Here is a 12,165-nt window from a genome sequence, read left to right as displayed (position 1 = left end):
TTTGAGATTGCCGAAAATCGCCCTAAAAACGCGAACCCGGCTCTCTCAAAAACGCCAACTCCTCAGCCGTAGACTCCCTCCCCAACACCGCATTGCGATGCGGAAACCGTCCAAACCGCGCAATCACCTTCTGATGCCGCTCGGCATAATCCAGGTTGTCGGCAAACACCCCGCGCTCCGCCTCCGGCTGTTCAGCCACCAGTTCGATGAATCGCGAGACCGCTTCATTCTGCACCGCGAGGTTTTCGCAGTGTTCGAAGACGAGGTAGATGAAAACCCGCTGGATCGGTTTCAACTGCCGATCGAAGTCTGCAGCAATCCCCTGAGCAACCAGCTTCTGCGCTCGCAGATCACCGGAAAAAGCCTTGGGCGTATCGCGAAAAATCATGCGCGGAAGCTGATCGAGTAGCAGCACCACTGCCAGCCAGCCTTCGGGACATTGCGTCCATTCGGTCAATTCGCCAGCGAGGGCCTGATCGACAAAGACCCCGAAACGCTCTCGCGCCTCGAGGTCCTGGCTGTCTTGCTTGCCAAACCAAAACTTGCCCTGTCGCGCCGAAACTTCACTGGCTGATTCGGCATGACCGAACCACCAATCGAGCAACGGCTGCCAGGGCGCGGTCATGGTTTATTCCTTGTGGTAGGCCGTGGCGCGGGCGACTTCTTCTTTCGAGCCGAGGAACACCGCTACGCGCTGGTGCAGGCCTTCAGGCTGGATGTCGAGGATGCGCTGGTGACCGTCGGTGGAAGCGCCGCCCGCCTGTTCCACCAGGAACGACATCGGGTTGGCTTCGTACATCAGGCGCAGTTTGCCTGGCTTGGAAGGCTCGCGGCTGTCGCGCGGGTACATGAACAGACCGCCACGGGTCAGGATGCGGTGCACGTCGGCAACCATAGCCGCGACCCAACGCATGTTGTAGTTCTTTTTCAGCGGGCCTTCTTCACCGGCCAGCAGTTCCGAAACGTAGCGCTGTACCGGGGCTTCCCAGTGACGCTGGTTGGACATGTTGATGGCGAATTCCTGGGTGCTCTCAGGAATGGTGATGTCTTCGTGGGTCAGGACGAAGCTGCCCATTTCGCGATCCAGGGTGAAACCCTTCACGCCGTTGCCCAAGGTCAGGATCAGCATGGTCTGCGGACCGTAGATCGCGTAACCGGCAGCCACCTGCTGGGTGCCTGGCTGCAGGAAGGCCTTTTCGTTCAGGGCTTCGTTCTGGCTCAGGTATTCGTTCGGGCAGCGCAGCACGGAGAAGATGGTGCCGACCGGGGCGTTGATGTCGATGTTCGACGAACCGTCCAGCGGGTCGAATACCAGCAGGTAGGCGCCTTTCGGGTATTTGCCCGGGATCTGGTAGGCGTTGTCCATTTCTTCGGACGCCATGCCGGCCAGGTGACCGCCCCACTCGTTGGCTTCGAGCAGGATTTCGTTCGACAGCACGTCGAGCTTCTTCTGCACTTCGCCTTGCACGTTTTCCGTACCCATGCTGCCCAGAACGCCGCCCAGGGCGCCTTTGGATACGGCGTGGCTGATTTCCTTACAGGCGCGCGCCACCACTTCGATCAGGAAACGCAGATCGGCAGGAGTGTTGTTGCTGCGGGTCTGCTCAATCAAATAGCGACTCAGGGTAACGCGGGACATGGACGGCTCCGGTGGAATGGGGGGCTAAAAACCCGCGCAGTTTACAGGGAGTCTGAAACCGTAGCGAGCAATGACGCCCGGTAACGTGCGTCGGGTGCAATTCCTGCTATCAGACGTGATGAATCCGGGAGAGTTCAGGCACCGGATTCAGCGTAGTTGGAAACCCGACGGGTGTAGAGGCCACACCCGTCATATTCAGGACTTGGCCGGCGGTTTGCGCAGCAGACTGAAGGCCATCGCCGCCAGAAACAGCACACTGAGCAGCAACACCGCCCACAGGCCGAACTTCTTCCAGTTGGTATCGGTGGTCGCCGCTGTGGTGGCCGTCGAAGTCTGGGGCGCGACTGCTTCACCCTGCACCGCGGCCTTGCCCAGCGTGGCCAGTTTCTCCGGTTTGAAGTCGGGGATCAGCGTACTCAGTGGCAGGTTTGCCGTTCTCACCGTCGGATTGCCCAGCGCCAGGCTGTAGGGGCCTTCGCCACGGGCAAGGAAGATGACTTGTGTGGCGCGCACCGCGTATTTCACGCTCGGCGCCTGTTCGCCGAGACCGCCACCGCGTTCGTCGACCGTCAGCTTCAACTGCTGCACGGTCTGCCCGTAGAGCTGCAATTCGTTCTGCACCACGTCCTGGCCGTTCTGGGTCAGTCGGTAGAGCAAGCCGCTGCTCAACGGCTGCCACGGCAGACTGGTTTCCCGGCGTCCCGAGAGCGTCACTGGCGCCAGGCTGTTGGGCTGTTTCAACTCGACCTGGACCCGCTCGACATTCAGCCCCATCGGCAACTGCCAGGTGTATTCCCCGGCCTTGGTGCTGCTGCCGGCCAGCGCCGGCGACCAGACCAGCGGTAACGGCAGGTTTTGCGGGTCACTGCTTTTCAATTGCGCCGACGTCAGATTGGGTGCCGCGTTGGGCGAATCCCACAACAGCCGCAGGTAACGCGCCGATTGCCCCGGCAGCGCGACTTCATGCTGTTCGATGCGCTCATCGGAAAAAGTCAGGCGCGCAACCTGCCCTTCGCCCCAGGCCTGCCAGTGCTGCAAGTCGTCACTGGCCTCGATGCTGAAACGCTGGAAGCCGTCGCGCTCGCTGGTCCAGTCGAGGATCAGTTGCTGCAACGGCGCCTTGATCGCACTGGCATCGAGCAGCCAGCCGCGCAGCACTTCTTCACCGGCTTCGAGCTGACTGGACGGCTGCACCTCCACCAGCGTGCCGGTGGTGGTGGATTGCACGCGAACGCTCGGCGCGCGCTCGGTGGCATCCGCCGAGTTGTACAGCGGGAACCACTTCACCTCATGCAACTGGCCGTCGTCGCGGGTCTGCGCCGACTCCCGGGCCAGCGCATAGGCCTGCGGTTGTCCGGCGGCGTTGAACACCCGCAGATCGCTGAGATCAGTCTGGCGCGCCTGCAACTGCACGCTCAGCGGCAGTTCGAGGCGATACCACGGGCCGGAACCACTGACCGACAACGGCACCTGCGCGGCGAAGTCCGCCGGTTTTTCCTGAGCGCCGGCCGTCATGGCCACGCCCAGCAACAGCCACCCGAGATTAAGCTTGCGACTCAAGACGACACTCCTTCGGTTTCCGGGGCCGGCTTGTCCGCCTCCGGTGCAGCTTCGACGCGTTTGGGCGGCAGCGGCGCAAAGTAGCCCACCACCAGCAGCAACACACCGACGCCGATAAACGAGACGATCCGCGCCAGCCCGCCACGGTTGCTCAATTCGACAAAAATCAGTTTGGCCACCACCAGCGCAATCAGCGCCGCGCCGATCAACCACACTTCGCGGCGATGGCGCAGGTGCCCGCCGATCATCAGGCCGAGCGCCATCAGCGTCCAGACGATGGACAACCCGGCCTGCACCAGCATCGATTCGAGCAACAGGTCCAGCTCGAACGGAATCCCCGCCCAATGGTGCGCGGCGCGGGTCACCAACGCGGTGCAGAACGCGAACAGCGAAACGCCGGCGATCAGTTGCGAGGCGTGAGCGGCGTAGTCCTTGCGGATCGACAGCTCGGTTACCGCGTTGCGCGACCAGGCATAAACGCTGAACAACGCGATCAGCAGGCCCAGCTCCAGCGGGTTGATCAGCGGCACGTAAGGCAGCGGTTCGGCGTTGCCGTCGCTCACCCCGTTCGCCAGCCAGAACCAGACCAGCATCAACACCGCCAGCGGCAACGCCGCGTACAAACGGTACTCACGGGGGAACGCCGCCACCGGCCACGGCCAGGTGCGCGGTGCGGCCATCAGCAACAGATACACGCTCGGCAGAAGCGCCCAGCCCAGCCAGCGCCAGGCATTGTATTGCTCGGACAACAGCAGCAGGCCGTAGCGCAGTTCCAGCGCCAGCACGCCGATCAGCAGCCAGCAACCGAGCACATGCGCCGTGCTCAAGGCCCGCGCCGGCAGCATTGGCACCAGACGCCGCAGGCTGATGAAGTGCACGACGAACACCGCCGTCCAGGCCAGCCAGCCGAAGTTGGCCGCCGGGTGATAACGCGAGTGCCACGCGGCCAGCAACACCAATCCGGCCGCCGGAATCAGTAAAGTGCAGAGCAACCCGAGCGACGGCCATTTCAGACGCAAGGCCAACAGCGTCCACAACGCGACGCTCAGCGCGGCGACCAGCAGCAACAACGTCGCCTGCAGATTCAGCGGCGCAAACCGCAGCACTTCGCTGACCCACGCCAGCGACCACCAACCGGCGCCCCACACCAGCAACACTTCGGACAGCCGCTGCAGACTCAGTACATCGAACGCCGAAGCGTGATTGCCCAGTTGCAGGCGCCACGCCCCGATCATCGCCGCCAGGCCCAGCACCAGCGGCGTCCAGAATCCGCCATGGGACAGCGGTCGCAGACCTTCGCTGGACAGCGGCCCGAGCAACTCGGGGCCGGCCAGCAAAAACGCCGCGCCACCGATCAACTGCAACAACAGACCAAAGACAAAACTCACGCGCTGCCTGAGGTACAGGCTGAGCCAGATGATCAGCAAGCCACTGGCCGCCCACACCGCACTCGCGGTTTGCCACGGCAGTACGAACAACACCGCCAGATTGATCAGCACCAGCCCCGCCAGCAGCACCACCGACAAGCCGCGCAGCAACCGAACATCGCTGCGCACCATCTCGTCACGCGCCGCCAGGAGCATGCCGGCGATCAGCGCCAGACCGATCAGGGAGGCGCTGAGCAGACCGCTCCAGCCGGCGCTGAACACGGCTGCCGAATCCTCGCCCGCCCCTTGCAGGCGCAACAGGAACAGCGCCCCGCCGAGCAGTTGCACGGCAAACGCAGTGAACAGGAAGGTGCGCGATTGCAGGGGCAAGCCGACGAACAAGGTCACCAGCCCGGCCAATGCCCAACTGATCGCCGTGCCCTGAGTGAAGAAGAACAATGGCGCCAGCAGATAGAGAAAGGTCAGACCGAGACTCGCCAACACCGGCAGGCCTTGGCGCTCCCATGGTGAAACCTGTTCCGGCAACGCCTTGCGCAATTGATAGAAGCTGAACAACAACGCCGCGCCGAGCATCAGTGCGCCCAGCGGCGCTCCGTCGAGCAGGCTGCTTTCGCCAATGCGCAACTCGCTGAGAAACGCCAGCGCCGAGCCCAGTTGCAACAGCAATGCGAAGGCCCGGGCCAACGGCCGTTGCTGACGCAAGCCCAGCCAGAAAATCCCCGCCCCCTCCACCGCCCAGGCCGCGGACGTCCAGCGCGCATCCAGGCCCAATGGAATCGCCAGGCTGGCGAAAATCACCCCGAGCGCCAGACAGGTCTCGCCCAGCAGCAGCGCCCGGCCGCCCATCAGCACTTTGGCGAGAGCCATGTAAATCATGCCCAGCGCCAGCGCACTGAACGCGGCGGCAAATTCCAGAGGCTGCACCAGCGCCAATTGCAGGCCGAAACCCACCAGCGGCGGGCCGAACAGCATCGTGCCGTCAACGTAGTCGCCCTTGCGCGCCGACCAGTGCAGCAGCGCTTCGCGATCGCTCTCTGCCGGTGCATCCGGCATGTCCAGCAACTTGCGTCGGGCGAACAGCAGGCCGATGGCGAGGTACATCAGGAAGAACAGAATCAGGAACGGCTCGGTGCTCCACAACAGTTCCGGCGCATACGAACGCACGCCCCAGGCGAAACCGATGCCGAAAGTGCCGGCGAAACCGATCAGGTTGAGCAGACGCCAGGCCTTGAACCACGCAATGGCGAGAATGCCGGCGTTGAGCAACGCGAAATAGCTGAACAGCGCGACATGGTTGCCGCTGCCGGTGGAGGTCAGGATCGGCGCGGCGAAACCGCCCAATGCGGCGACGCAGGCCAGGGCCAGGGAATCCTGGGTGATGGCCAGAATCGCCGAAAACACCGTCACCGCCACCAGCAAACCCAGCGCGGCGGACGGATCCAGCAGCGGGTGCAGGCGCATCGCCGCAAACACCGTCAGGTACAGCACCGCGATCCCGGTGCCTTGCAGCATCAAGGCGTAGCTTGTGTTGCGATGGCGCAACCACCAGCCCAGCGCCAGCAATCCCAGCGCTGCCGCCGCGACCCCGGCGTAACGCAACTCGATCGGCACCACCATGCCTTCGGTGGCGTAACGCAACAGAAAGGCCAGGCCGAAGAACAAAAGCACCACGCCCACCCGCAGCACGGTGTTGCCACCGAACAGCCAGTTTCGCGCCGCGCTGATGCCGCGCTCGATGAAGTTCGGGCCACGGGGTTCGGCGGGCTGTCGGGGTTCCGGGGTTTCAGGGGTAACGGCGTCGAGACGCCAGACATCGGCCGGCAACGGCTGACTGGTTTCGCTGACGACGACTGAGAGAGGTTCGAGTTCGGGCGGCAGCTCCCAGACCAGTTCGGGGGGCGCAGCATCTTCGGCGACCTCGGCGGGCTCGACCAAAGGCTCGGGGACCGGTTCCACGCCTGACGTCGGCACCGCGTGCGAAGGCGATCCCTCCAGCAGATACAGACGCTGCGCAACGCCTTGCAAAGCCACCTTCGTCTGTTCAAGTTGCCGCTGTTGCTCCGCCACCTGCGAGCCAAGCCGCATGATGCGGATCGTCTGCCCGATTGCCAGGCCCAGCAGCGCGCCCAATAGCGAAGAACTGAACGACTCGTCGAGCAGCCAACCGAGCAGCAGCCCGATCAACATGAACATCCATTGCATGGTCGATATCCCTGAGCAGCCCCGGAACGGGGCGGAACCAAGGCTCAGTATATCGGCCCGGCCCAACAAGCGTGGGGCCGGGCGCACATTTGTCGCTAAAAGTTACTCCAGTGCCTTCCAGATATCCGTGGCGTACTCGCGGATCGTCCGGTCCGACGAGAACCAGCCCATCCGCGAGGTGTTCAGCACCGCCGAACGCCACCAGTTGTTGGAATCATGCCAGAGCGCATCCACGCGCATCTGCGCTTCCCAGTACGAGTCAAAGTCGGCGCAGACCAGGAAGCGGTCGTAGTCCACCAGCGAATCGATCAACCCGGTGTAGCGCGACGTGTCGTCCGGCGAGAACACCCCGCTGCGGATCGCCTGCAACACATCGTTCAAACGATGGGACGCCGCGATGTCCGGCACCGCGCTGAACTCGTGGTTCTGCTTGCGCGCTTCGACCTGCTGGGCACTGAGGCCGAAGATGAACATGTGCTCGGCGCCGATGCTTTCGCACATTTCCACGTTGGCACCGTCGAGGGTGCCGATGGTCAGCGCGCCGTTGAGGCCGAACTTCATGTTGCTGGTGCCCGAGGCCTCGAAACCGGCAGTGGAGATCTGCTCCGACAGGTCCGCCGCCGGAATGATGCTTTCCGCCAGACTGACGTTGTAGTTAGGCAGGAACACCACTTTGAGCAGGCCGCGCACGGTCGGGTCGTTGTTCACCACCCGGGCGATGTCGTTGGTCAGTTTGATGATGAGTTTGGCCTGGTGATAACTGGCCGCTGCCTTGCCGGCGAAGATCTTCACCCGCGGCACCCAGTCGGTTTCCGGCTCGGCGCGGATCGCCTGATACAGCGCGACCGTGTGCATCAGGTTGAGCAACTGGCGCTTGTATTCGTGGATCCGTTTGACCTGCACGTCGAACATCGCCGCCGGGTTGACCGCGATCCCCAGCCGCTCGTGAATCAGGTAGGCCAGCGCTTTTTTGCTGTGCAGCCGTTGCTCGGCGAAGGCTTTGCGGAAGGCTGGTTTTTCGGCGAACGGCTCAAGATCGAGCAGACGCTGTTCCGGGTTATCCAGAACGTCCGGGCCGAGGGAGTCGACCAGCATCGACGTCAACTCAGGGTTGGCCTGGTACAGCCAGCGGCGGAACGTGATGCCGTTAGTCTTGTTGTTGATCCGCTCTGGATACAGCTTGTGCAACTCGGCGAACACGGTTTTGCGCATCAACTGCGTGTGCAGCCCGGACACGCCGTTGACGCTGTGGGAGCCGAGGAACGCGAGGTTGCCCATGCGCACCCGGCGGCCGTTGTCTTCCTCGATCAGCGACACCGCGCGCAGCACGTCAAAATCGTGGATACCCTTGGCTCGCAGCGAATCGATGTGCTGGGCGTTGATCAGATAGATGATCTGCATGTGCCGCGGCAGCATGCGCTCCATCAGCCCCACCGGCCAGGTTTCCAGCGCTTCGGGCAGCAGCGTGTGGTTGGTGTACGACAGCGTATCGACGGTGACTTGCCACGCCGCGTCCCAAGCCACGTCATAGACATCGACCAGTTGGCGCATCAGTTCGGCGACGGCAATCGAGGGGTGCGTGTCGTTGAGCTGGATCGCCGCGTGATCGCCGAGGGTCAGCACCGAGGTGTGCATGTTGCGGTGACGGCGCAGCAAGTCCTGAAGCGAGGCGGCGACGAAGAAGTATTCCTGACGCAGACGCAGTTCCTGCCCGGCTTCGGTGCTGTCCGCCGGGTAGAGCACGCGGGAAATACTCTCGGCCCGGGCCACTTCGGCGACGGCGCCCAGGTGGTCACCGGCGTTGAAGCGCTCCAGGTGCAAGTCTTCCATCGCTCGGGCCCGCCACAGGCGCAAGGTGTTGACGCTCGCCCCGCGCCAGCCGACCACCGGTGTGTCGTAGGCAATGGCCCGGACGGTTTCCGCCGGTTGCCAGACTTGCCGTGACTTGCCGCTGGCGTCGGTGACGGTTTCGACACTGCCGCCAAAGCCGATCGGATAGACCACCTCTGGCCGCTCGAACTCCCAGGGGTTGCCGAAATCCAGCCAGTGCTCGGTCTGTTCCTGCTGCCAGCCATCGACGATGGCCTGACGAAACAGCCCGTGCTCATAACGAATGCCGTAGCCGTGACCAGCGATACCGAGGGTCGACATGCTTTCCATGAAGCACGCCGCCAGCCGCCCAAGGCCACCGTTGCCCAGCGCCGCATCCGGCTCCAGGATGCGGATGCGCTCCAGATCGACGCCCAACTCGGTCAGTGCTTCACGAGCAACATCCAGCAGGCCGAGGTTGCTCAGGCTGTCGTAGAGCAAGCGGCCGATGAGAAATTCCAGCGAGAGGTAATACACCCGCTTCTGACCTTTGCGGTAGATCTGCCGGGTGTGGTCCATCCAGTGCTCGACCATGTGATCGCGCGCCGCCAGGGCGATGGCTTCGAACCAGTCATGGTCAAAGGCGTGATCCGGGTCTTTGCCCACCGCGTAGGTGAGTTTGGTCAGGACGGCGTCGCGGAATGCGGCCACCTCTGCTTCGCGAACTAGTGGTTCTTGAGTCATCGATAGGACCTCGAGCGAGCGGGGGAGTTGTCAGAGCCTAGACGGTCTGACCGACGGTAAGGGCTCTGGTTCGGCAGTTTTTACCGAGAGTGTGAGATCGACCGGCAATACTCTGGCGAATGCCTCAATGAATGCAGGGGCCGTGCCGAGTTGTCGGACGATGCGGGTGCATGAAGAAAAAATCTGGCGAAAGGTTGTTCAAAAATCCACCCGTCCCGGTATGATCGCGCGCCCTGATGCACACGCCTGGTAAACCCCGATGATGAAGCCCAACCTGATCGCCGCAGCCGAGATCGACCGTCTCGATACCTGGGCCAAATATTCAGCCCCGATGTGCGGCTCGTGCGTTTCCAGCTGCTGCACGCTGCCGGTCGAGGTCAAGATCAAGGACCTGGTACGCATCGGCGTGGTCGACGAGTTCGAACTGGGCGACCCGCCGAAGAACATCGCCAAGCGTCTACAAAAGGAAGGGCTGGTGGAGCGCTTCAACCAGAAGTCGGGGATCTTCACCCTGCAGCGCATGAGCAACAACGATTGCTACTACCTGGATCGCAAGAGCCGCCTGTGCACCATTTATGACAAGCGCCCGGACACTTGCCGCAACCACCCGAAGATCGGCCCGCGGCCGGGGTATTGCGCGTACAAGCCGAAGGAAGTGGAGCGGGTGCAGAATTCGCGGTCGATCGAGAAGTTCTGATCTGCCCTGAGATGTTCGGCGGCTGATCGGCCGCCTTCGCTGGCAAGCCAGCTCCCACAGTGATTTTTGCTGTACACAAACTTTTGGTACGACTGAAAACACTGTGGGAGCGGGCTTGCCCGCGATAGCGCCGGAACAGACACCGCGCAAATCCCGGACAAACAAAAACGCCCCCGGTCTCTCGACCGGGGGCGTTTTTTTCAAGCCTGGCTAAATCTTACGCCTTGGCTTTCTTGGCAGCGCGGGTACGCTCGCTTTCGTCCAGGATCTTCTTGCGAAGACGGATGGACTTAGGAGTGACTTCGCACAGCTCGTCTTCCTGGATGTATTCCAGAGCCTGTTCCAGGGTGAAGCGAACAGGTGGAACCAGAGCGATGGTTTCGTCTTTACCCGAAGCACGCATGTTGTCGAGCTTCTTGCCTTTGGTCGGGTTTACACCCAGGTCGTTGTCGCGGGAGTTCTGACCAACGATCTGACCGTTGTAGATCTCCTGGCCGTGTTCTACGAACAGCTTGCCACGAGCCTGCAGGGTTTCCAGGGAGTAGGTCAGCGCCTTGCCGGTTTCAACCGAAACCAGAACGCCGTTCTGACGGCCGGACATGTGGCCCGACTTCACTGGAGCGTAACGGTCGAAGATCGAGGTCAGGATGCCAGCACCGTTGGTCAGGGTCAGGAACTGGTTACGGAAACCGATCAGACCGCGAGCAGGGATGTTGTATTCCAGACGAACACGGCCTTTGCCATCCGGCACCATGTTGCTCAGGTCGCCTTTACGCAGACCCATTTCTTCCATGACCTTGCCCTGGGATTCTTCAGGGATGTCGATGGTGACGTTTTCGAACGGTTCCTGCTTCACGCCGTCAACTTCACGGATGATCACTTCAGGACGGCCCAGGGCCAGCTCGAAGCCTTCGCGACGCATGGTTTCGATCAGTACCGAGAGGTGCAGCTCACCACGGCCGGAAACCTTGAACTTGTCAGCCGAGTCGCCTTCTTCAACGCGCAGTGCAACGTTGTACAGCAGCTCTTTGTCCAGACGATCCTTGATGTTACGGGAAGTCACGAACTTGCCTTCTTTACCGCAGAATGGCGAGTCGTTTACCTGGAAGGTCATGGAAACGGTTGGCTCGTCAACGGTCAGAGGCTTCATCGCCTCGACGGTGTTGATGTCGCACAGGGTGTCGGAGATGAACAGCTCGTCGAAACCGCTGATGCAGACGATGTCGCCAGCTGCAGCTTCTTCAACGTCAACGCGGTGCAGACCGTGGTGACCCATCAGCTTCAGGATACGACCGTTGCGGCGCTTGCCATCGGCGCTGATAGCGACAACCGGAGTGTTCGGCTTGACGCGACCACGAGCGATACGGCCAACACCGATAACACCCAGGAAGCTGTTGTAGTCCAGAGCGGAGACCTGCATCTGGAACGGACCGTCACGGTCAACAGCCGGAGGCGGAACGTGGTCGACTACCGCCTGGTACAGCGCGGTCATGTCTTCGCCCATGGCGGTGTGGTCCAGACCGGCGATGCCGTTCAGGGCCGAAGCGTAAACAACCTGGAAGTCCAGTTGTTCTTCGGTAGCGCCCAGGTTGTCGAACAGATCGAAGATCTGGTCCAGAACCCAGTCAGGACGCGCGCCCGGACGGTCAACCTTGTTGATGACCACGATTGGACGCAGGCCGGCTTCGAAAGCCTTCTTGGTCACGAAACGGGTTTGCGGCATAGGGCCGTCTTGAGCGTCGACCAGCAGCAGCACGGAGTCAACCATGGACATTACGCGCTCGACTTCGCCGCCGAAGTCGGCGTGGCCCGGGGTGTCCACGATGTTGATGTGGTAGCCGTTCCAGTTGATGGCGGTGTTTTTCGCCAGAATGGTAATGCCGCGCTCTTTTTCCTGGTCGTTGGAGTCCATCACGCGCTCGTCGTTGAGCTCGTTGCGCTCCAGGGTGCCGGATTGACGCAGGAGTTTGTCTACCAGGGTGGTCTTACCATGGTCAACGTGGGCAATGATGGCGATGTTGCGTAGATTTTCGATCACTTGTGTATCTCGATCAGAGGATTCGGTTTGCTGACAAGTCTTGGCAGCGATTAGCAGTAGTGTCCGGCATGGCCGTTACAGCTTGACG

At 62.0% G+C, this 12,165-nt stretch carries 7 protein-coding genes; 1 reads left to right on the top strand and 6 read right to left on the bottom strand.

What is annotated here, in order from left to right; translation table 11 throughout:
• Window positions 1-22: 22 nt before the first annotated feature.
• From NE357_RS01735 to NE357_RS01715, 5 genes are all read right to left on the bottom strand, one after another.
• Window positions 23-625, bottom strand: coding sequence for a DUF924 family protein (locus NE357_RS01735; RefSeq protein ID WP_169428467.1), 603 nt, complete (start codon window positions 623-625; stop codon window positions 23-25).
• A gap of 3 nt (window positions 626-628) precedes the next feature.
• Window positions 629-1,639 (bottom strand): class 1 fructose-bisphosphatase, encoded by a 1,011-nt coding sequence (locus NE357_RS01730; protein WP_065261556.1) that lies wholly within the window; start codon window positions 1,637-1,639, stop codon window positions 629-631.
• A 195-nt stretch (window positions 1,640-1,834) separates the two neighbouring features.
• A complete protein-coding gene (locus NE357_RS01725) occupies window positions 1,835-3,199 on the bottom strand; it encodes a DUF3999 domain-containing protein (RefSeq protein WP_169428466.1) in 1,365 nt (454 codons plus the stop codon).
• On the bottom strand, window positions 3,196-6,789 hold the full coding sequence (locus NE357_RS01720; protein WP_169428465.1) for a DUF2339 domain-containing protein: 3,594 nt from the start codon (window positions 6,787-6,789) through the stop codon (window positions 3,196-3,198). Before NE357_RS01720 ends, NE357_RS01725 begins: the two co-directional genes overlap by 4 nt.
• A gap of 102 nt (window positions 6,790-6,891) precedes the next feature.
• A complete protein-coding gene (locus tag NE357_RS01715) occupies window positions 6,892-9,342 on the bottom strand; it encodes a glycogen/starch/alpha-glucan phosphorylase (protein ID WP_169428464.1) in 2,451 nt (816 codons plus the stop codon).
• Window positions 9,343-9,601: 259 nt separating this feature from the next.
• Between NE357_RS01715 and NE357_RS01710 the strand changes: the two genes are divergently transcribed.
• Entirely contained in the window at window positions 9,602-10,039 is a 438-nt protein-coding gene (locus NE357_RS01710; RefSeq protein ID WP_007961740.1) for a YkgJ family cysteine cluster protein, read from the top strand.
• A gap of 217 nt (window positions 10,040-10,256) precedes the next feature.
• Here NE357_RS01710 and typA read toward each other — a convergent pair whose 3' ends face one another.
• Window positions 10,257-12,077, bottom strand: coding sequence for a translational GTPase TypA (gene typA, locus NE357_RS01705; protein ID WP_169428463.1), 1,821 nt, complete (start codon window positions 12,075-12,077; stop codon window positions 10,257-10,259).
• Between the last annotated feature and the right edge of the window lie 88 nt (window positions 12,078-12,165).

It is taken from the genome of Pseudomonas sp. G7(2022), assembly GCF_052660475.1.
Note: the sequence above shows the minus strand (reverse complement) of the source record. Positions and strands in the feature narration are given on the sequence as shown.